Genomic DNA, 21,523 nt, shown 5'->3' with positions numbered 1-21,523 from the left:
GCGCGGTGAACCGTGCGACGCTGGCCCGGCAGCTCCTGCTCGAGAGGGCGGAGCTGCCGGTGCCGACGGCCGTCCACCACCTCGTCGGCCTGCAGGCGCAGACCCCCCAGACCTGGTACGTGGGCCTGTGGACCCGCCTGCGCGCGTTCGACCCGGTGGCGGCCGGCGAGCTGCTGGTCGGGCGCGACCTGGTGCGGCTGCCGGCGATGCGGTCGACGGTGCACCTGCTCACGGCCGGGGACGCCCTCGCCGTCCGCCCCCTCGTCCAGCCGGTCGTCGAGCGCGTCACGATGGGCGCGTTCGGCCGGCGCCTGCGCGGCGTCGACCGCGACGCGCTGGTCGCCGCGGCCCGCGCGCTCGTCGAGGAGGAGCCGCTCGCGGCCGCCGACCTCGGCCGTCGGCTGGCCGAACGGTTCCCCGGCCACGACCCGGCCGCGCTGGCCCAGGGCGCCCGGGCGTGGCTGCCGATGGTGCAGGTGCCGCCCCGCGGGGTGTGGGGCCGCGGCGGTCGGGCACTGCAGGCCCCGCTCGACACCTGGCTCAGTGCCCGGCCCGACACACCGCTCGACGCCCGGCCCGGCACGCGGCTCGGCCCTGCGGCGGCGGCCACCGCGGAGGACCTCGTCCTGCGGTACCTCGCCGCGTTCGGCCCGGCCACGGTGCGCGACGTGCAGGCGTGGAGCGGGCTCACCCGGCTGCGCGAGGTCGTCGACGGCCTCCGCCCGCGGCTGCGCGTGTTCACCGACGCGGACGGCGCCGAACTCGTCGACCTGCCCGACGCACCGCGGCCGGACGCCGACACGCCCGCACCGACGCGCTTCCTGTACGACTACGACAACCTCCTGCTGTCGCACGCCGACCGGCGGCGCGTGCTCGGCGACCCGGGCACCGTCGACTTCGCCGCGCACGGGTACGCCGCCGACTCGAACCTGCAGCCCGCCTCGGTGCTCGTGGACGGCACTGTCGCGGCGACGTGGCGGGTCACCGTCGACCGGGACGGCGCCCGGCTCGCCGTGCGTGGCTTCCGCCGGTTCACCGCCCGCGAGGTGGCCGACCTCGCGGCCGAGGGAGCGGAGCTGCTGCGGTTCCTGCACCCCGACCGCCGGCCCGTCGACGTGGCCGTGACGTAGCACCCGGTCGCGTACGGCGCAGGCGATCGTCGTGACCCCACGACGCGGGTCTACGCCGGGGTTGAGCCGGTGGCGGCCCGGCGCAGCCGCAGGGCCGAGACGAGGAAGAAGATGCCGCCGGGGATGGCGTAGCCGGCCACATTCGCCAGGGTCGGGTCGTCGGCCGAGGCACCGACCACGAAGGACACGCCCGCGAGCACGGAGATGCCGCCACTGATGATCATCGGCCACTGCCCGCCCAGGCCACGACGCGTGACCCCGACCACCAGCTGGACCAGGCCGGCCACGACCGCCCACGTGCCCCACACCCGCAGCACGGCCGGGATGCCCGACGCGCAGGCGACCGCCACCCCGACGGCCGTGACCAGGCTGACCGCGACGTTCACGTACAGCAGCGCGGTGCGGGACGCCCGGGCGTCGACGACGGCGGCGGCCACGTCGAACAGCGGGTAGAGCACGAGCAGGATCACCGCGAGCGGGCCCAGGTCGGAGGCGGTCGTGAACATCACGAGGGCCCAGCCGAGAGCGAACGCGAACCGGACCAGGTACAGCCGCCGCAGGGTCGACGCGACATCGGGCGGAGCGACGAGGGTGCTCATGGGATCTCCCAGGTAGAACGAACGTTCTGTCTCGCCACACGATGGCGGTCGGTACCGCGGGCTGTCAAGACCGAACGTTCTATCCGCTACTCTGGGTCGCGTGCCCAGCGAACCCGACACCCGGCCGTCCGAGGCGCGGTCCCGGCTGCTCGACACGGCCAGCCGGGTCTTCTACGCCGAGGGCATCCACGCCGTCGGCATCGACCGCATCGTGGCCGAGGCGCGGGTCACCCGGGCCACGCTCTACCGGCACTTCCCCGGCAAGGAGGACCTGGTCCTGGCCTACCTCGGCCAGGTCGACCGCATGATGCGGGCCCAGGCCGACCGGGCGACCGGCGCCGGCCTACCGCCGCCCGACGCCGTTCGGGCGCTGAGCGCGTCGATCGCCGAGGGCATCGGCTCCCCCGGCTTCCGGGGCTGCGCGTTCCTCAACGCCGCCGCCGAGTTCCCCGACCCGGAGTCCCCGGTGCACCGGGCGGTGCTCGCCCACCGGGAGTGGTTCCTGGGGACGGTCACCGACCTCCTCGCCCGGGTGCGCCCGACCGGTGCCGGGCCGGCCGCGCTGCACTTCGTGATGATGCGCGACGGCGCCATGGCCGCCGGGTGCCTGTTCGACCCGGCGCTGGTCCGCGAGACCTTCCTGCTCGGGGTCGAGCGCCTCCTCGCCGACCACGGAAGGGCATCATGATCACCACGCTCGAACAGCAGGAGCGGGACCTCGTCTTCCCGTCCTTCGACCACACCGACGCCTGGCGTCTGGGCTCGCGCATCACCGCGACCGCACAGCAGGCCGGTCACCCGGTCGGCATCGACGTCCCGGTCCGCGTCCGGGGCGTCGGGGTGGTCGCGGCCGTCACCGTCTCAGCAGACCACCGACTCGCCGCACAGCCGGCCCACGGCGGTCGGCGCCAGCCCCTGCAGCCAGGCGGCGTCGACCGATCCCGTCGACAGCAGCATGATGACCGCTGATCCGACCCGGATCAGCACGTAGACCTCCAGCCCCGGCACACCCACCTGGCCGCCGGTCGCGTGCTCGGTCCCGACGCCGGTCAGGTCGAGGCGCACCGCGTCGTCGCCGACGAAGTCCTCGGCGGCGACCGTCACCGTGTACCGGTACCGCCCCGCGACGTCGAACGACGCGCAGCGCGTGGCGATCTGCCGGGCCTCGTCGAGAACGGCACCCGCGGCCGCTTCGTCGGCGAACCGCATCACGAACTCCTGCACCGGAGCGGCCGCGTTGCCCGCCATCGGGTCGGCCCGGACGTTGAGGCCGCCGCGGTGGCCGCGGAAGCCGGCCGGCGGTGCCGCCGCGTAGGCGGGGCACCCGGTGAGCCAGGTCGACGGCCACTCCAGCACCCGTTCGTCGGCGTCCTGGCCGCCCTCGGTGGTGTCGTGGCTTCCCCAGGCGTTGACCTCGAACCCGGGCCCGAAGTCCTCCGCGCGCATCATCCCGTACCCCAGCCGGGTGTCGTTCAGCGCCGGGAGCGTCCCGTCGGCCGTCGGGTCGGCCGGCCGTGGCGATGCTCCCTCGTGGCGGACGAACGGAGCCGCCGTCCACACCACCGCGATCGCGGCGACCACCGCGACGCAGCCCGCGACCACCTGACGGGCCCGCCGGCGGCCGGCGCGCCGACGGATCGTCCGCGCGTCCTGCCACTCCACTGTGGACAGTCCACGCATGACCCGGTCCCGCAGTTCGTCAGACACCGGCTTCCCCTTCCGTCGGTCCGGCGAGGTACGGCGCGAGCGCCGCGCGCCCGCGCGCCAGGCGGGCCTTGATGGTTCCGGTCGGCGCGCCGGTCTGCTCGGCCACCTCCGCGACCGACATCCCCCCGAAGTAGTGCAGCGCGATGGCCATCCGCTGGTCGGGCGACAGCCGTCGCATGGCCGCCACCAGGTCGACCCGGTCGGGGTCGGGTGGGGGCACCGCCGCGGAGACGCCGTGCCGCAGGTACGCGCGGGCCCGGGAGCGCAGGCTGCGCCACCGGCTGATCGCGATGCGGGTGGCCACCAGGCGCACCCACGCCTCGGGATCGGAGCCCCGGTCGAACCGCCGCCAGCGCTGCCACGCGCGGACGTAGGCCTCCTGGACCGCGTCCTGCGCCTCGCCGAGGTCGCCCGTGGCCATGTACACGCAGCCGAGGACCCGCTGACGGCTTCCCAGGTAGAAGCTCTCGAACCGCTCGATGTCTCCCGGCAACGCCCACCTCCGACCTTCCTCCCCGTGCGGGGTCGTGCACCATACGCCTGGGAGGTGCGGTCCGGTTGCACCCGTCGATTGACGTAGGCTCGCCCGACATGCGCGTAACCCACTCGCTGCTGCACACCGACGACCTCGCCCGGCTTCTCGAGCGGGAGTACGCCATCGTCGCGCCCGTCACGGTGAGCCTGCTCAACCGCGGCTTCAACGACACCTACCGCGTCACCGACGCCGACGGCGGCCGCCGGGTGCTGCGGGTCTACAACCGCGACAAGTACTGGATCCGGTCGGAGTCCGACCTCCTCTTCGAGCTCGACCTCCTCGAGCACCTGGCCGCGGCCGGCCTGGCCGTCGTCCGCCCGTACCCGCGGACCACCGGCGACCGGCTCGGCCGGCTGGGCGCGCCCGAAGGCGAACGCGGCTTCGCCCTGTTCACCCACGCGCCCGGCCGGCCCTCGTACGAGGGCACGCTCACCGCCGACCAGTGGCGCGGGTTCGGCGCCGGCATCGCCCGGATGCATCGGGAGATGGACGCCTTCCGCACCGACCACGACCGCTACCACCTCGACGAGCGCGTCCTGATCCACCGGCCGCTGGCCGGCCTGGCGCCCTACGCCGGGTCGGAGCGGGCCCTGGCGGACCTCGCCGAGCTCACCAGGCTCGGCGGGCAGCTGACCGACCGGCTGCGCCGGCTCCGGACGATCCCCGGCGCCTACGGGATCGTCCACGGCGACCTGCACCGCGGCAACACCCACGTCGACGACGAGGGACGGTTCCGCACGTTCGACTTCGACCACTGCGGTTTCGGGCTGCGCGCCTACGACCTCGTCGCCCAGTACCGCGGCCCCGACTCGCCGGCCGGCGACCGCGACCGCTGGACCGCCGTCCTCGCCGGCTACCAGGAGGTCCGTCCGCTGAGCCCGGCGGAGGTGGAGGGACTGCCCGCGCTGGCCGCCTGCCGCGCCCTGTGGGACGTCGGCGACTGGCTGGGCGCCACCGACCGCACCGGCGACGCCTGGGTCACCGAGGCGGTGATCACCAAGCTGCTGGCCGACGTCCGCGCGGCGTCGGGCTGACGGCGACCGCGCGCTACCCGGGCGGCTCGTGCTCGACGTTCACCAGGCGCAACGGCACCGACGGCGGCGCCGATACGGAGTCCTCCAGCGTCCGCACCATCACGTCGACCGGTACCGGGCGGTGGAACAGGAACCCCTGGGCGAGCTGGCAGCCGAAGCCCACCAGGGCCTTGCGCTGGGCGGTGGTCTCGACGCCCTCGGCCACGACCCGCAGCCCGAGCTCACGGCCCAGGTCTATGGTCGTGCGGACGATCGCCGCGGCCTCGGCCGACGACGACATCCCGGTCACGAACGTACGGTCGATCTTGATCTCGTCGACCAGGACCTGGGTCAGGAACGTCAACGCCGAGAAGCCGGTGCCGAAGTCGTCGACGGCCAGCTGGACGCCCAGCGTGCGCAGTCCGGCGAGCACCTCGTCGACGACCGGTTGCCGGCTGATCGCCACGGTTTCGATGATCTCGAACACCAGCCCCGACGCGGGTACGCCGTGCCGGCCGAGCAGGTCCGCGACCACGGCGGGAAGCTCGCTGTCGAGCAGGCTGCGCGGCGACAGGTTCACCGAGACCGGCACGTCGACCCCGAGCCGGCGCAGCCGGGCCGAGACGCCCAGCGCGAGGTCGAGGACGTGCCGGGTGAACGGGGCCAGCAGGTCGCTCTGTTCGACGGTCCGGACGAAGTGGACCGGCGTGAGCTCGCCGCGCCGGGGATGTCTCCACCGCACCAACGCCTCGACCGACACCGTCCTGCAGTCCTCCAGCACGACCGTCGGGTGCAGCAGCAGGAACAGCTGGTCGTCGTCGGCGAGTGCCTCCCGCAGCTCGGCGAGCATCGCGAGCCGGTCGACGGTGGCCTCGCCCTGACCGGAGTCGTAGCAGGAGACGGTCGACCGCTCGCGCTTCGCGCGGTACATCGCGGTCTCGGCGCGGCGTAGCAGCTCCGCCATGTCGACGTCGCCGCGGTCGGCGGTCGCCACGCCCACCGACGCCTCGATCGAGACCTGCACCCCGGCGGCCACGGTCGGCGCGGACAGGGCGTCGGCGAGGCGACGGGCGCGGTGCAGCACGGTCGGCAGGTGGGCGGCCTCCCCGGTCAGCAGCAGGGCGAACTCGTCGCCCCCGAGCCGCGCCAGCAGCTCCCCCGGCCCGCTGTCGGCGGCCAGCCGGTACGCGGTCACCCGCAGGAGGTCGTCGCCGGCGGCATGTCCCAGGGTCGTGTTGATCTCCCTGAAGTGGTTGACGTCGAAGAACAGCAGCGCCACCGGCTCGTCGTCGTCGAGCCGGCCGAGCGACGCGTTTCCCACCCGCAGCAGGGTGCGCCGGTTGGCCAGCCCGGTCACGCCGTCGCGCTCGCTGTCGTAGGTGTTGCTTTTGGTCAGCGCCCGCAGTTCGGCCTGGGTGGCCGCGTTGTGCATGGACGCGGCGAACGCGTCACCGAACGCGCCGAGCATCAGCAGCTCGCGGGCCTTCAGGGGCCGGTGACCGAACAGGCGCACCTCGCCGACGCGGACGCCGGCGACCAGCAGCTGCCGCGTCGCGACCGGTGGGCCGTCGGCCGGGTGCCCGGGGTCCGACCCGGTCACCGACCCGTCGTCGTCCAACCGGAACGTGCGTGGCTCCGCGTCGAGCCCGTCGATGACGATCTCCGCCCGGTGCGCCAGGAACAGCTTGCGCAGCCCGGTCAGGCCGGCCACGACCGGCGAACGCTCGTCGCCGTGGTTGAGGTTCTGCGTCGCCGCAGCGAACGTCCGCCAGGCGCTCCGCTCGTTGTCCGACCGCAGCCGGTACGCATACGTCTGGTGCAGGAGCCAGATGATCGGCGGCACGGCGAGCAGCGACCAGGGGGTGCTCGACACGGCGGTCAGCCCGACGAGGCCGACGGCGGTGTTGCCCAGTCCCATCGGGACCTTCCGCCACAACGCCGGCCGGAGCGTCGCCGCCCAGGGCTGCGTCGGCGGCGTCATCGCGTTGCGCGCCGACACCAGGAGCACCGACACGAGGCAGAACGTCATCGCACCGGCGCCCACCGCGGCGGCACCGGCCGGGGTGAGCGTGCCGACCACCGGTCCCGCCGAGACCGCGACGACCGTCGCGCCGGCCACGGACGACAACGCCAGGGCGCCCGCGCTGGACAGCACCCGCGAGAAGCTCGGCAGCCGGCCCAGCCACAGGTTGGTCAGCTGGGCGCAGAACACCCCGACCAGCGTGGTGACCGGGAGCAGGTTCGGCGGAACGAGGTAGCAGGCGGCGACGAAGGAGATCTCGCCGAACCCGTAGGACACGGAGCCGCGTTCGGTCTTGATCCTGATGAACAGCAGCGGGTCGAACGCGGCCAGTACCACCGCGATGGACAGCCCGAGCAGCACCGGTACCGCGGTCGCCGGTCCTGCCCCGCCCGACCCGGTGACCGCACAGTGGACGACGCCCGCGACCGCCAGCGCGACGGCGGACCACCACAGGACGGCGACGAAGATGGCGAGCCGCCCGGCGGTGTTCGCGACGACCGGCTCCGCGCCGGCGGCAGGCTCCTGCCTCGCTTCCACCCTCACCGCCCCCGGTCCATGATGGCGATCAACGCCCGCTCCCAGTGGGTGAGACTAGAACACCGGTCGATCGAACGACATAGACGTGTCCATACTGCGTCGATCCCGTGATCCCCATCGATGTCAAGCTATGTATGTGGAACCCCTCACCGGGCGGCAACGCCGAGCAGCTCCTCGACCAGCCCGTCCATGTCCGGCTGGCGGTCCTCCGGCCGGAAGCTGAGCGCCCGCCGCAGGACCGCGCAGAGCCCCGCCGGGACGCCGGGCGGGTCCGGCACCGGTTCCCGCACCCGCTCGAACACCTCGATCAGGGTCAGGTCACCCTCGTCCGGCCAGTGGGGCGGACGGCCCGCCAGTGCCCCGTACAGCGTCGCGGCCAGCGAGTAGAGGTCGCCGGACGGGGTCCACCCGGCGCCCACGGCCTCGGGCGACCGGTACGCCAGCAGCGCCCGCAGCGACCCGGGACTGATGACCTGGCCGGGCTCCTCCGCGGTGACCATCGTGTGCACGCCGAACACGTCGAGCACCCACGACCCGTCGGCACGCAGCAGCACGGCGTCCGGCGTGACGTGGCGGTGCACGGTGCCGGCGCGGTGCGCGGCCGCCAGCACCCGCCCGATCCGCACGCCCCGCGCGAGGACCTCCGCCGCGGGCAGCGGACCGGCCGCGGCCAGGAGCGCCGCCAGCGACGGCAGCGCCTCCGTCACCAGGTAGGGGTGGCGTTCGTCGGGCAGCAACCCGCTGGCGTACAGCCCGACGGTGTGCCCGGCCGCCGCCCGGTCCGCGGCGGCCGCGACCTCCACGTCGAACCCGTGCGCGCGCCGCGGGGTCGTCACCGGGTGGTCCCCGACCGTCACCGTCACGGGTCGGCGCGGTCCGGACCGCTCGTGCGCCCGGTAGGCGCGGCAGTGGGTGCCGCGCACGGGCGGGTGTCCGACCTCGTACGCCGGGAGGGCCTGTGCCACGGCCGCGTGGCGCCCGGTCTCGTAGTCCTGCCAGGTGGCGCGGTGGCACCGGCGCAGATCCTCGACGAGCTCGGCCATGGTGGCCTGCCGCAGCTCCGGTTCCGTGCTCATTGCTTGTCGCAGCACCGCCGTCAGCGACGGTGGCACCCCGGGCACGTCGGGCAGCGGCTCGTCGAACATCCGCAGCTGCTCGAGGAGGTCGGGGTGGCGGTCGGCCGGCCACCGCGGCGGCCGACCGGACACGGCCCCGTACAGGGTGGCGGCCAGCGAGTAGACGTCGGTGGCCGGCGTCGACCGGCGCATGTGGACGACCTCGGGCGCCAGGTACTCCAGCGGCAGGTACCCCTCGACCGCGACCGGCTCCCCGGGTTCGGTCATCGCCGTGACCCCGAAGACGTCGAGCTTCGCCTGACCGGCGCGGAGCAGCACGACCCGCGGCGTCACCGCGCCGTGCACGGTCCCGCCGCGGTGCAGCGCGTCCAGCGCCAGCCCGACCTGGGTGCCGTAGTCGGCCGCCCGCGCCGGGAGCACCGGCCCGTGCCTGTCGACCCGGTCGGCCAGCGTGGACGGGACGTAGCCCGTCACGAGGTACGGATGGCCGGTCGGCAGCAGGCCGCTGTCGACCAGGCGGACGGTGTGTCCCGCCGTGGCCCGGGCGGCGGCAGCGGCGACCTCGTCGGTGAACCGGCGCCGGTCAGCGGGCCGCCGGACGGGCAGGTCCGCGACCCGCACGAGGACGGGCCGGCGCGTACCGCCGCGTTCGTGGCCCTCGTACACCCGGCTGCTGGCCGCCCGTTGCCACACATCGCCGAGCTCGTACCCGGCGAGGCCCTCGGCGACGGTCGCCCGCAGCCGGTCGTGCCGTTTCATCGTCTGGCCCGGTAGGCCTCGATGAGGAAGCCCAGGTCGCCACGCCGGTACCCGGCGACGATCTCCTCGATGGACTTCCGCGACCATCGGGTGAGCTCGGTCGGGTCGGCGCCGGCGTCGAGCAGCGCGCGGATCGCCTCGACCGGTGTGTCGACGTCGAGCACGGACAGCAACGGTGTCAGGCCCTCGTCGTCCACGATCTCGACGCCCGCCCCGGCGGCCACCAGCCGGGGGACGAAGTCGGCGGCGTCACGGGTGCGGACGAGGTGCAGAGCGGCGACCCCGCGCCCGTCGACCGAGGTTGCGTCGGCGCCGGCGTCGAGCAGCGCGTGGACGACCGCCGCCGGAGCACCGTCGGACAGGGCCGTGAGCAGTGGTGTGCGGTCGAGCGAGTCCTCGCTGTCCACGTCGATGCCGGCGCCGACCAGCCGCGGCACGAGCGTGGCGCGGCCGAGCCGGCCGACGTGGTGCAGCAGGGTCCGCAGGTCCTGGCCCCGGACGCCGACCGGGTCCACGCCCGCGTCCAGCAACCGCTCCACCTCGTCGACGTCGCCGTGTTCCGCGGCGGCGGCCAGGTGGGCCTTCAGCCTCACCATCGCCTCGGGCAGCTGTCCGTTGTACGCACGCCAGGCGCGGGCGACGGCGAAGCAGCCGGCGACGGCACCCCCGAGCGCTTCGAGGGCACGGTGCCGTCGGAGGTCCTCGGCTCCGTGCGACGGGGTGGCCAGACCGCCGGGCTCCCACCTGACCTGGTGCCACTCACCGGTGCACCGCACCGCGACCGGCGCACCCGCGTCGGGGCCGGGCAGCGGGGCGTAGGCGGCACCGCGCTCCTCGGCCGGCTCGTCCGGGAACAACGCCGCGCGCACCGACGGATGCAGTGCCGCCGGACGCGTATGACCGAACCGCAGCAGCTCCACGTCCGCGGAGCGCCTCCACCAGCCGAGCGGCACGAGAAAGCAGGAGCCGGGTGCCGGTTCGTAGAACCGTGCCCGCACCGGACCGACCCCGACGCTCAGCTCCAGGACGTCGCGCCCCCACCCCGGCTCGGTCGGGCACAGCAGCGCCCGGTACGGCTCGCCCTGCCGGTCGAGTTCGGCCCGCAGCAGCGGCAGGAGGGTCGCGAGGGCGGCGGCGCGTTGGAGCGTCAGCACCGGATGTCCGGCCACGGTGCGCAGGCGCTCCGGGACGGTGAAGTCGGCGTCGACGCCGGCGACCAGCCACGCGTCGAGGTCGTCACCGCGGTCCTGTGCCACCGTGACCCATTCGGCGAGCGCGACCGGGTCGGCCTTCTCCGGTGGCTCGCGTGGCACCTCGTCCGGTGACAGCGGCCGCCCGTCGCGGTGGAAGAACGGCGTCCGGTCGCCACCGAGGTGCCGCAGCAGGCCGGACGTCTCACGGGCGTCCCACCGGAAGCGGGTGTGGTCCCAGCGCTCCCGGAGGGAGATCTCGAGCCGGTGGTCGTACGTCACCGGGGCCACGTCGAGCAGCAGCCGCTGCGGCCGGTCCGTCCACTCCGGTGTGCGCACCCGCAGCGCCACGGTGGAACCCTCGCCGCGGTAGACCGCCAGCGGCACCGCCAGACGCGGTTCGAGCGGCGCCCATCCGCCCGATCCGCGCCGCGGCAGGTGCCACCGCACCAGATCGGGCAGCAGGTGCCGCACGTCGGCCTGTACCGCCGCGGCCACCTCGATGCCGTGCCGCCGGGCGATCGCGGGGAGGTCGACGGCGACGTCCATTCCGGCCGCGGCGCAGGCGCCACGCCAGTCACCCACTGCCCGCCGCGCGGCCACCGCCGCCACCATCGCGGCCGGGACGGCGTACAGCGGCCCCGTCTGCTCCTCGTCCCGGCTCACGCGCCCAGTCTGACGGGCCGGTGCCAGCCCACCCCGTCCAGTGGCAGGACACGCGCGGCCGGCATCTCATGCGCGGCACCGCGACGGCGGCCGCACCGGGCACCGCCCGCGCGATCCGCGGGGCGTGGTAGCGCACGCGTTGCCGTACCGGCCCGGATCCGAGCATCCGTCCCCGTTCGACGGGCAGGTCGGCATCGACCAGCCGCCGCACCGGCACCGACCGGCGCGGCGCCGGGAGGATGTCGGCGTAGATCAATCCATGATCCTCGGCCGCGCAGCTCCCCGCAACCGGACCGCCCGCAGCCCTCAGGGCACGCTGTCGCGCACGTCCGTCCCCCGCTCGGCGAACGCCTTGAAGTCCTCCATGTGCCGCCGCGACTGCTTGCGGAAGGAGCCGGGCATCAGCAGTCCGACCATCCGCATCAGCACGCCACTGAACCGGTACTCGTTCTCGCTCGCCCACAGCGTCGTGCCCGGGCCGCTCTCGGTGAACCGTTCACGCGCGGCACTCCACATGCCCGGCGCGACGATCTCGCGCTCGTAGTGGACGACGGTCTCCGCCGGGATCCGGCTCAGGTCCTCCGGTTCGCGGCGAGTGATGGTCTCGGTGGCCTCGACCTTCTGCGTGCCCATCTGGAGGACGACCCGCGACCGGGTGCCGACCTGCCCGTGCGTTCCGTTCAGCGGCTCGTGGAGCACGAGGCCCCGCAGCCACTTCGGCAGGTGCCGCGGGTCGGCGAGCAGCTGGACCACCGTCTCGCGCGGCAGGGCGATCTCGATCGAGACGGTGTACTTCATGCTGGCGCGCTCCGGTTCTCGGGTGGACAGCGCACACTAACAGTGTCGGCTTATATTAGTCCAATCTAATGGAGTGTGTCCGTTCAGTACGTGCGGGTGGGCAGCGCCTGCCGGGCCTGCTCCCGGTCGAACGTCGTCTCCTCGACGGCGACCCGCGGCGGCACCTTCTCACCGCGGTGCACCTTGCGGGCGAGGTCCATCAGCTGCGGGCCCAGGTTCGGGCTGCACTCCACGATGTAGTTGATGCGTCCGGCGGCGAGCTCGGTCATGGCGTCACGAACGCCGTCGATGGACACGACGGCGATGTCGGTGCCCGGTGCCCGGCCGGCGGCGACCATGGCCTGGACCGCGCCGACGGCCATGTCGTCGTTGTGGGCGAAGACCACGTCGATGTCGGGGTTGGTGGCCAGGATCGACCGCATCGCCTCCTGTCCACCGCTGCGGCTGAAGTCGCCGGTCCGTCTCTCGGCGATCCGCAGCCGCGAGCTGGCGAGGATGGCGTCGTTGAAGCCGGTGCTGCGGTCGATCGTCACGCTGGAGCCGCGCGTGCCCTGGAGTTCGGCGATCGCCACGCTGCCCGTCGTGAACGTGCGCGCGACCCACTCGCCGGCCCTGCGGCCCTCCGCGACGAGGTCCGACGCGAGCAGCGACCGGTAGAGCGAGGTGTCGCGGGTGTCGATCGGCCGGTCGAGGACGATGACGGGGATGCCCGCGGCCTTCGCCTCGCCCAGCACCGCGTCCCACCCGCTCGCGACCACCGGTGGGAGCGCGATGACGTCGACCCCGCGCGCGATGAACGACCGCACGGCCTCGATCTGGCTCTGGAGCTTCAGGTCCGCGTCGGCGTAGACGAGCTCGACGTTGGCCGCGGTGGCGGCCTCCTGGACGGAGCGGGTGTTCGCCCCGCGCCACGCGCCCACCGAGCTCGCCTGCGCGAAGCCGAGCGTGAACCGCGCGGCCGCCGCGGAGGTCGAGGTCGCGGTCGAGGGGCCGCCGCCGGGTTCGTCGTCGCCGAGGTTGAGGACCACGACGAGCAGCACGTTGGCGACGGCCAGCACCGCCGCGACCGCCAGAGCCGGGCGCCACCACCGGGTCCGGGCCGCCGCGACGGGCGCGGGCTGTGGCGCGGGCTGTGGCGCCGCCTGTGGCGCGGGCTGTGGCGCCGCCTGTGGTCGCGGTTGTTCCTCCGGGACCGCATGCAGGCTGCCCTCCGCGACGACGAGCTCGGGCTGCTCGGTGACGAACGCCGTCAACCCGAGCGTGGCGTGCAGCCTCGTCGCGACCAGCGGCAGCCGGCTGGCGCCGCCGACCAGGAACACCCCCGCGACGTCGGCCGGTCGCAGCCCGGCCTGCCGGATCACCGCGGCGGTGGCCTCGACGGTCCGGTCGACGACCGGTCGGGCCACCTCGTCGAGGTGCTCGCGACCGATCGGCGCGTCGACGTCGAGCAACGGCAGGTGGACCAGCGTCGCGGCGAGGCGCGACAACGTCTCCTTCGCGGTGCGCACGTCGTTCCACACCTGGGCCGAGGCCCGCCGGTCGGCCGGGGTCGCCGGGGCGGTGAGGCGGTGCCACACGTCCGGGTCGCGGGGCCGGTACACCGCGCCGAGCGACTCGACGAGGGCCGCGTCGACGTCCAGGCCGCCGGCGTCGTCGAGGCCGCGGCTGGCGAGCACGTCGAAGCCGTCGGCGGTGCGGCGCAGCACGGTCGCGTCGAAGGTGCCGGCGCCGAGGTCGTACACGACCGCGTGACCGCCCACGGGCACCCGCACGCCCGCCATCCGCACCAGGTACGCCGCGGCCGCCACCGGCTCGGGCACCAGCCGCACCCCGGCCATGCCGACCGCCGTGGCCGCCGCCGCCAGCAGGTCACGCCGTCGCGGTCCCCACGACGCGGGATGGGTGAGGACCACAGTGGACGGTCGCGCCGGCGCGACCCGGTCGACCTCCGCCACGACGCGACCCAGCACCGCGGCGAACAGATCGGTGACGGCGACCTCGGCCGCGCCGAGCAGCACCGTGCCCTCGTCGACGCGGCGCTTCGGATGCGGCTCGAAGCTCCCCGGATCGACGCGGGCGGCGTGCACGGCGTCGCGGCCCACGAGCAGCCCACCGGCCGGATCGGCGAACACCGCCGAGGGGAGCAGCGGCGACCCGTCGAACAGCAGCGGCCGCACATGCCCGTCCGGCCACCTCAGCACCGCGACGGTGTTCGAGGTCCCGAAGTCCACCCCGAGCCGGTAGCCGTCCATCGTCACGCGTCGACCCTACGGTCGCCGCCGGGCGACAGAGCCGTCGGCAGACCGATTCCGCCCGACACTTGACGCTGATCGATACGTTTGGAGCCAGCGACGATCGGGGGGTGTCCGTGGCGTTCAGAGCGGGGATCGACCGGCTCCGGCACCGGCTCGGCACGGTGCCCGGCCTACTGACGGCGATGGCCGTCGCGCTGGTGGTCGTCGGTCTGGTGTTCGGCCTCGTCGGGTGGCTCGCCGTGCAACGGCGCACCGCCCTGGTCCGCGACATCGGCGAGTTCAGCGGGCCGCTGAGCGTCCACGCGCAGCAGCTCTACCGGTCGCTGTCGGACGCCGACGCCACGGCCGCCGCGGCGTTCCTGACCGACGGGGTCGAGCCGCCGGAGTTGCGCCAGCGGTACCTGGACGACATGGCCCAGGCGACCTCGTCGCTGAGCGTGGCCCAGCGCGACGCCGACGGCCGGGGCGCCGAGTCCCTGACCGTGCTCGTCGCGCAGCTTCCCATCTACGCCGGACTGATCGAGACCGCCCGCACCTACAACCGGCAGGGCCTGCCGCTCGGCGGCGGCTACCTGCGGCAGGCGTCGGCCCTGATGCGGGAGACGCTGCTGCCGGCCGCGAAAGAGCTGCTCGCCGCGGAGACCGACCGTCTGGTGGCCGCGCAGCGCGACGCCGCCGGGTTCCCGTGGGGCATCGTGCTGCTCGGCGTCGTCATGCTCGTGGCGCTGGTCGCCGCGCAGGTGCTCATGACCCGCAGCACCAACCGGGTCGTCAACCCGGGTCTCGTCGCCGCGACCCTGGCCGCGGCGCTCGCGCTCGGCTGGGCGTCGGTCGCGCTCGTCGCGGCCGGCGACCGGGTCGAGGGGGGCCGCACCGAGGGTTCGGCGCTGGTGAAGCTGCTCGCCGAGGCGCGGGTCGCGGCGGCGGAGGCCCGGGCCGACGAGGCGCTCACGCTCATCGCCCGCGGCGACGGGGCGCGCTACGACACCGAGTTCGGGCAGGCGTTCGACCGGCTCGTCGGCACCGACGGGTCGGGCGGCCTGCTCGGGCGGGCACACGCGATGGCGGCGACCCCCTCCGACCGGGCGGTGGTCGCCGAGGCGCAGGGCCACGCCCGGCGGTGGCACGCCGTCCACCAGGAGGTCCGCGACCTCGACAGCGCCGGCCGGTACGTCGACGCGGTCCGGCTCGCCGTCGACCCGGGTGCCGATACCGCGACCGCTCTCTTCACCGCCCTCGACACGGCGATCGGCAAGGGCATCGCCGCCGCCGACCTCCGTTTCGACGAGCACGCCGACGGCGCCGCCGGCGCGCTCACCGGCGCCGAAGTCGCGGTCGTGCTGCTCACGGTGCTGCTGGTGGCCGGCGTCGCGGTCGGCATGTATCCACGGATCGGGGAGTACCGATGACGCGCCGGATCGCCACCGCGCTGACCGTCCTGACGCTGCTCGCCGCCTGCGGCAGCGCGCGGGAGACGTCCGACCCGGCCGCACCGTCCGGCAGGGTGCCCCCGCCGGTCGGCGTGGAGGACCCGGCGAAGGTGACCTTCCCCAGCGCCCAGCCGCCGAACTGTGTGCCCCGGGCCAGCTACCGCCCGCAGGGCGCCCTGCCCGCGCCGCGACAGATGCCGGCCGGCAGCACCATGGCCTCGATCGTCCAGCGGGGACGGCTGATCGTGGGCGTGGACCAGAACGCCTACCTCTTCGGCTTCCGCGACCCCGACACCGGCCAGCTCGCCGGTTTCGAGATCGAGATCGCGAAGGAGGTGGCGCGGGCACTGTTCGGCGACCCGGAGGCGGTGCAGTTCCGGGCGATCACCACGGCCGACCGCATCCCGGTCCTGGAGCGTAAGGAGGTCGACATGGTCGTCCGCACCATGACGATGACCTGCGAGCGGTGGCAGCAGATCACGTTCTCGACCGAGTACCTGACCTCGCGGCAGCGGCTCCTGGTCAACAAGGGCAGCGGGATCGACGGCTTCGAGGACCTCGGTGGGAAGAAGGTCTGCGCCACCAAGGGCAGCACCAGCATCCGGGTGATCGCGAGCGCGCCGTCGAAGCCGATTCCGGTCGGCACCGACAGCACCCTCGACTGCCTCATCCTGCTGCAGCAGGCCCAGGTCGACGCGGTGTCCACGATCGACGTGCTGCTCGCCGCGCTCGCCGCGCAGGACCCCGCCACCGAGATCACCGGTGCGGGGATCACCGACGAGCCGTCCGCGATCGGGGTGCCGAAGGCCCACGTCGACTTCGCCCGGTTCATCAACGGCGTCTTCGAGCGCATCCGTGCCGACGGTACGTGGGCCGCCATCTACACCCGCTGGCTCCATCGGCTCGGGCCGACCCCGGCGCCGCCGGCGCCGCAGTACCAGGACTGAGAACGGTCACGTGGGTCAGGTAGGTGGGGTGGCATGACCGGTCAGCCGTGCCAGCGTCCCGGATGCGCCGGGACGTACGAGCCGGACGGATACTGCGACGAGTGCGGCCACAAGGTGTCCGCCGGCGGGGTCGCCGCGGAGCCGGCCGGGGCGCCGCCCGTAGCGCCGGCCGGCGGGCCGGGCGTGGCGACCGGCCCGCCGGGCTCCCCGGCCGGTCAGCCGTGCCAGCGTTCCGGATGCGCCGGGACGTACGAGGCGGACGGATACTGCGACGAATGCGGCCACCGGGTGTCGGCCGGCGTCGCCGCCGCGGGGCCGACCGGCTCTCCGGGAACCGTGACCGGTGGCAGTGGCCGGTCCAGTGGCCGGTCCAGTGGCCGGTCCAGTGGCCCGTCCAGCGGGCGGACCAGCGGGCGCACCGGTGGCCGGACCAGCGGGCGCGTCCGGGGCTCGGTCCGCGGCCGGGCCGGGCACGGGCTCTTCGACATGCCGGTGGTGCCGGCCCGCGACCCGGCCACCGCCATCCTGGCCGACCCCCAGGTGCCGGAGCGCCGCCGCTTCTGCGGCAACCCGGACTGTGAGCGGCCGGTCGGGCGCGGCAAGGCGGGCCAACCCGGGCTGGTCGAGGGATTCTGCGCCGAATGCGGCTCGCCGTTCTCGTTCGTGCCCCGGCTGAAGCCCGGCATCCTGGTCGGCGGCCGGTACGAGACGCTGGGCTGCCTCGCGTTCGGCGGCCTCGGCTGGATCTACCTGGCCCGCGACAAGAACGTCGGCGACGAGGTCAGCGACCGCTGGGTCGTCCTCAAAGGACTGATCGACACCGGTGACGCCGACGCGATGGCCGCCGCCGTCACCGAGCGGCGCTTCCTGGTCGAGGTCGACCACCCCGGCATCGTGAAGATCCACGACTTCGTCCAGCACGCGGGCGTCGGCTACATCGTCATGGAGTACGTCGGCGGTCGCTCGCTCAAGGACCTGCGCCTCGACGTCGGCGGTCCGCTCCCGCTCGACCGCGTCCTCGCGTACGGGCTGGAGATCCTCCCCGCGTTCGGCTATCTCCACGACCGGGGGCTGCTGTACTGCGACTTCAAGCCGGACAACGCCATCCACACCGACGACCGGCTCAAGCTGGTGGACCTCGGTGCGGTGCGGCGCGAGGTCGACGACGTCAGCGCGGTCTGGGGCACGGTCGGTTACCAGGCGCCCGAGGTGGAGAGCGTCGGCCCGTCGGTCACCTCCGACCTGTACACCGTGGCCCGGACGATGGCGGTGCTGAGCCTGGACTTCCGGGGTTTCTCCAGCACGTACGTCGACCGGCTGCCCGACCCGGTCGACGCGCCCCTGCTGGCCGGGCAGGAGTCCTACCGGCGCTTCCTGATGCGCGCGACGCACGCCGACCCGGACCGCCGGTTCCAGAGCGCGGCCGAGATGGGCGAGCAGCTGCTCGGCGTGCTGCGTCAGGTGCTCGCCGCCGGGGGACGGGCGCTCCCGCCGGCCGACTCCGCCCAGTTCACCGCGGAGCGGGGCACGTTCGGGGCCGGGATCGGACCGGTGGGGCCGGCCGCGGACGGCCCGTTCGACGGTGCGGTGATGGCCGCCGCGCTGCCGGTGCCGCGGGCCGACATGACCGACCCCGGTTCTTCGCTGCTGCTCGCCGCGCAGAGCGGTGACCTGAAGACGCTCACCAGGCTCGCCGCGTCCGCGCCGGCCGGCAGCACCGAGGTGCTGTTCGCCGTCGTCCGGGCCCGTATCGCGCAGGGTGACCGCGCCGGCGCGACCGCCGACCTCGACCGGCTAGGCGCGGCCGATCCGCTCGACTGGCGGGTCGGCTGGTACCGCGGCCTGGCCGCGCTCGCCGCCGGGCGGCCGGCCGACGCCGTGGGCGCGTTCGACGCCGTGTACGGCGTGCTTCCCGGGGAGCTGGCCCCACAGCTGGCGGTCGCGGCGGCCGCCGAGTGGGCCGGTGACACCGCGCGGGCACTGCGCCTGTACGAGAGGGTGTGGCGCACCGACCGGACGTTCGTCAGCGCCGCGTTCGGCCAGGCACGCATCCTGCTCGCCGGTGGAGACGCGACCGGCGCGATCGGCGTGCTCGACGACGTCCCGGCCAGTTCCAGCCACCACCTCACCGCCCAGATCGCCGCCGCCCGGGCGCGGGTCCGCAACGCCGCCCCCGCCTCGGCGACCGACCTGGTCGACGCCGCTGACCGGATCGAACGGCTCCAGCTGGACCTGGAGCGTCGGTCCGACCTGGCGGTGGAGCTGTTCGAGGCGGCCCTCGACTGGCTGCGCGGCGGCCGGTCCGGCGGCACGGCGACGCTGCTCGGGCACCCGTTCACCGACCGGGACCTGCGGTTCGGCCTGGAGCGCGCCTACCGGTCCCTCGCCACGCTCGCGCCGGACCGCGACGCGCGGATCGCGCTCGTCTACCGGGCCAACCGGGTGCGTCCCCGGACGTGGCTGTGAGCTGCCCGTCCTGCGCCGCGCCGGCCGAGCCGACCGACCGGTACTGCGAGGCGTGCGGTGCGCGGCTCGGCACAGCGGGCCGGCTCACATCAGCGCTGCCGGCCGCGCCGTGCACCGGCTGCGGCAGCGCGGAGACGGCCGCCGACGGGTTCTGCGACGGCTGCGGCCGACGCCGCCCCGCCGGTCGGGAACGCACCGAACTCGAGCTGCCCGGGGTCGCCGCGGCGACCGACCGTGGCCACCGGCGGCGGCGCAACGAGGACGCGGTCGCGATCGGGCGCACCGGCGGCGCGACGGTGGCGGTGGTCTGCGACGGGATCTCCACCTCCACCGACGCGGACACCGCCGCGACGGTCGCGGTCGGCGCGGCCGTCGACGCGGTGCTCGTCGCGCTCGACCGCGGGGCCGACCCGGCCGAGGCGACCCGGTCCGGGTTCGCCGCCGCCCGTGCCGCGGTCGCCGGCCTGGCCACCGACGAGAACCGGGCGAACCCGCCGAGCTGCACGTACGTGTCCGGCGTCGTGACGGCGGGCACGGTGACGGTCGGCTGGGCGGGCGACAGCCGCGCCTACTGGCTGCCGCGGGCGGGACCGGCACGCCCGCTCACCGAGGACGACTCGCTCGGCGCGCAGCTCGCCGCGGCCGGGGTACCGGTCGCGGCGGACGCCGGTCCGGACGCCGCCGCGCTGACCCGCTGGGTCGGTGCCGACGCCGGCCCGGTCGCCGCCCGGGTGGCCACAGTGGACGATGCGACCCCGGGCCGTCTCGTGCTCTGCTCCGACGGGCTGTCCCGGTACCTCGCCGACGCCGACCGGCTCGCGGCGCTGGCGGGCGGTCAGCCCGCCGAACCGCCCACCGACCAGCCCGCCGGGCTCGTGCGGCGGCTCGTCCGGTTCGCACTCGACTCCGGTGGCGGCGACAACATCGCCGTCGCCGTGCTGCCCTTCCCGATCCCCGAAGGAGGTCCGTACCGATGACAGGTGACGCCCAGGTGGTCCAGGTGGAGGTCTTCCACAACGAGTACCTGCCGGAAGGCGGCACCGTCGTCGACGCGGTCGTCACGGTGACGATGGGCGAGGGCGCCGCCCGGGCGGCCGCCGGCACGCGTGCCTCGGCCGCCGAGATCATCATGATCGACTGCTCCGGGTCGATGGAGGGGAACAACATCCGCGCCGCCCGGAACGCCGCCGGCGTCGCGATCGACACGATCCGCGACGGGGTCCAGTTCGCCATCATCGGCGGGAGCCACCACGCCTGGCCCGTGTACCCGGGCAACGGGGACGCTCCGCTCGCCGTGGCGTCGGAGCGGACCCGCCAGGAGGCCAAGGCGGCCGTCCGCGGTCTACGCACCAGCGGTGGCACCTCGTTCAGTACCTGGCTCGACCTGACCCTGTCCCGTTTCGCGGCCAGTACCGCGGAGCTGAAACACGCGATCCTGCTCACCGACGGCGAGAACACGGAAGCGGCCCAGGAGTTCCAGTCGGCACTGGACCGCTGCGTCGGCCGGTTCTCCTGCGACAGCCGCGGCGTCGGGCGCGGCTGGCTCGCCCGCGACCTGCTGCTCATCGCCGAGCAACTGCACGGGTCCGCCGACGGGATCAAGGACCCGTCCGACCTCGCCGACGACTTCCGGCAGATGATGCAGGCGGCGATGGGCAAGTCGATGGCCGACGTGGCACTACGGCTGTGGACCCCGGCAGGTTCGCGGGTCCGGTTCGTCAAGCAGGTCTTCCCGGACATCGTCGACCTCACCGACCGACGCACCGACGTCAGCGCCCGGGTCGGCGAGTACCCGGTCGGGGCCTGGGGCGCGGAGACCCGCGACTACCACGTCTCGGTCGAGGTCACGCCCGAGCCGGTCGGACAGGAGATCCTGGCCGCCCGGGTCAGCCTCGTACACCGCGACGACGTGCTCGCCCAGGGGCGGCTGCGCGTGGTGTGGACCGACGACCTCGCGTACTCGACCCGCGTCATCCCCCAGGTGGCCCAGGTCGACGGGCAGGCCGAGCTGGCGGCGGTGATCCAGGAAGGGCTCGCCGCCCGGACGGCCGGCGACCTGGAGAAGGCGACCGCGCAGCTCGGCAGGGCGGTCAGGCTCGCACACGAGTCCGGCAACGTCGACAAGGCGAATCTGCTCGCCCGCGTGGTCGACGTGATCGACGCGCCCAGCGGCACGGTCCGGCTCCGCAGGCGCACCGAGCACGCCGACGTCGACGTCGACGCCGAGATCGCCTCCGTCGAGTCCCGCAAGACCAGCCAGGTCCGGCGGAGCTGACGGGAGCCGCCGGGCCGCGAAACCGCATCGGCGACGGCCGACCAGCTCCGTCCGTGTGACATATCTCGATGTCTCAATGTATGGTGGGAGCGCTCCCAGTCTGAGTCCCCCCAACCC

General features: G+C 74.5%; 16 protein-coding genes. 8 read left to right on the top strand and 8 right to left on the bottom strand.

What is annotated here, in order from left to right:
* The first annotated feature begins 5 nt into the window (after nucleotides 1–5).
* Nucleotides 6–1,130: a winged helix DNA-binding domain-containing protein gene (locus Voc01_RS37495; protein ID WP_239160765.1), complete on the top strand. Its 1,125-nt coding sequence runs from the start codon at nucleotides 6–8 to the stop codon at nucleotides 1,128–1,130.
* A 50-nt stretch (nucleotides 1,131–1,180) separates the two neighbouring features.
* Here Voc01_RS37495 and Voc01_RS37490 read toward each other — a convergent pair whose 3' ends face one another.
* Nucleotides 1,181–1,729, bottom strand: coding sequence for a hypothetical protein (locus Voc01_RS37490; protein WP_203932425.1), 549 nt, complete (start codon nucleotides 1,727–1,729; stop codon nucleotides 1,181–1,183).
* A 100-nt stretch (nucleotides 1,730–1,829) separates the two neighbouring features.
* Here Voc01_RS37490 and Voc01_RS37485 point away from each other — a divergent pair, with 100 nt between their 5' ends.
* Complete coding sequence (locus Voc01_RS37485) at nucleotides 1,830–2,417, top strand: TetR/AcrR family transcriptional regulator (RefSeq protein WP_203932424.1); 588 nt, start codon at nucleotides 1,830–1,832, stop codon at nucleotides 2,415–2,417.
* Nucleotides 2,418–2,590: 173 nt separating this feature from the next.
* Here Voc01_RS37485 and Voc01_RS37480 read toward each other — a convergent pair whose 3' ends face one another.
* Together Voc01_RS37480 and Voc01_RS37475 are read right to left on the bottom strand one after the other, a co-directional pair.
* Nucleotides 2,591–3,436: a hypothetical protein gene (locus Voc01_RS37480; protein ID WP_203932423.1), complete on the bottom strand. Its 846-nt coding sequence runs from the start codon at nucleotides 3,434–3,436 to the stop codon at nucleotides 2,591–2,593.
* Nucleotides 3,429–3,929, bottom strand: a complete 501-nt coding sequence (locus Voc01_RS37475) for a SigE family RNA polymerase sigma factor (protein ID WP_203932422.1) — start codon at nucleotides 3,927–3,929, stop codon at nucleotides 3,429–3,431. The genes Voc01_RS37480 and Voc01_RS37475 overlap by 8 nt, the downstream gene beginning before the upstream one ends.
* Nucleotides 3,930–4,027: 98 nt before the next feature.
* Here Voc01_RS37475 and Voc01_RS37470 point away from each other — a divergent pair, with 98 nt between their 5' ends.
* Complete coding sequence (locus Voc01_RS37470) at nucleotides 4,028–5,005, top strand: phosphotransferase enzyme family protein (RefSeq protein WP_203932421.1); 978 nt, start codon at nucleotides 4,028–4,030, stop codon at nucleotides 5,003–5,005.
* Nucleotides 5,006–5,018: 13 nt separating this feature from the next.
* Here Voc01_RS37470 and Voc01_RS37465 read toward each other — a convergent pair whose 3' ends face one another.
* From Voc01_RS37465 to Voc01_RS37445, 5 genes are all read right to left on the bottom strand, one after another.
* Nucleotides 5,019–7,550, bottom strand: coding sequence for a putative bifunctional diguanylate cyclase/phosphodiesterase (locus tag Voc01_RS37465; RefSeq protein ID WP_203932420.1), 2,532 nt, complete (start codon nucleotides 7,548–7,550; stop codon nucleotides 5,019–5,021).
* A gap of 140 nt (nucleotides 7,551–7,690) precedes the next feature.
* Nucleotides 7,691–9,379, bottom strand: coding sequence for a serine/threonine-protein kinase (locus Voc01_RS37460; protein WP_203932419.1), 1,689 nt, complete (start codon nucleotides 9,377–9,379; stop codon nucleotides 7,691–7,693).
* Nucleotides 9,376–11,235 carry an ankyrin repeat domain-containing protein gene (locus Voc01_RS37455; protein WP_203932418.1) on the bottom strand — a complete coding sequence of 620 codons (1,860 nt, stop codon included), beginning with the start codon at nucleotides 11,233–11,235 and terminating at the stop codon, nucleotides 9,376–9,378. Before Voc01_RS37455 ends, Voc01_RS37460 begins: the two co-directional genes overlap by 4 nt.
* A gap of 306 nt (nucleotides 11,236–11,541) precedes the next feature.
* The gene (locus tag Voc01_RS37450) at nucleotides 11,542–12,033 is read right to left on the bottom strand and encodes an SRPBCC family protein (protein ID WP_203932417.1); all 492 of its coding nucleotides are present in this window, start codon (nucleotides 12,031–12,033) and stop codon (nucleotides 11,542–11,544) included.
* An 83-nt stretch (nucleotides 12,034–12,116) separates the two neighbouring features.
* Nucleotides 12,117–14,285 (bottom strand): substrate-binding domain-containing protein, encoded by a 2,169-nt coding sequence (locus tag Voc01_RS37445; protein WP_239160787.1) that lies wholly within the window; start codon nucleotides 14,283–14,285, stop codon nucleotides 12,117–12,119.
* 116 nt (nucleotides 14,286–14,401) lie between these two features.
* Between Voc01_RS37445 and Voc01_RS37440 the strand changes: the two genes are divergently transcribed.
* Genes Voc01_RS37440 through Voc01_RS37420 form a run of 5 tightly spaced genes read left to right on the top strand, consistent with a single transcriptional unit; the run spans nucleotide 14,402 to nucleotide 21,406 of the window.
* Nucleotides 14,402–15,697 (top strand): GlnX family signal transduction membrane protein, encoded by a 1,296-nt coding sequence (locus Voc01_RS37440; RefSeq protein ID WP_203932415.1) that lies wholly within the window; start codon nucleotides 14,402–14,404, stop codon nucleotides 15,695–15,697.
* Entirely contained in the window at nucleotides 15,694–16,665 is a 972-nt protein-coding gene (locus Voc01_RS37435) for a glutamate ABC transporter substrate-binding protein (RefSeq protein WP_203932414.1), read from the top strand. Before Voc01_RS37440 ends, Voc01_RS37435 begins: the two co-directional genes overlap by 4 nt.
* Before the next feature lie 33 nt (nucleotides 16,666–16,698).
* On the top strand, nucleotides 16,699–19,131 hold the full coding sequence (locus Voc01_RS37430; RefSeq protein ID WP_203932413.1) for a serine/threonine-protein kinase: 2,433 nt from the start codon (nucleotides 16,699–16,701) through the stop codon (nucleotides 19,129–19,131).
* A complete protein-coding gene (locus Voc01_RS37425; protein WP_203932412.1) occupies nucleotides 19,122–20,108 on the top strand; it encodes a PP2C family protein-serine/threonine phosphatase in 987 nt (328 codons plus the stop codon). Before Voc01_RS37430 ends, Voc01_RS37425 begins: the two co-directional genes overlap by 10 nt.
* Nucleotides 20,105–21,406, top strand: coding sequence for a vWA domain-containing protein (locus tag Voc01_RS37420; protein WP_203932411.1), 1,302 nt, complete (start codon nucleotides 20,105–20,107; stop codon nucleotides 21,404–21,406). Before Voc01_RS37425 ends, Voc01_RS37420 begins: the two co-directional genes overlap by 4 nt.
* Nucleotides 21,407–21,523: the final 117 nt, after the last annotated feature.

This window comes from Virgisporangium ochraceum (genome assembly GCF_016863655.1).
GTDB lineage: Bacteria > Actinomycetota > Actinomycetes > Mycobacteriales > Micromonosporaceae > Virgisporangium > Virgisporangium ochraceum.
Note: the sequence above shows the minus strand (reverse complement) of the source record. Positions and strands in the feature narration are given on the sequence as shown.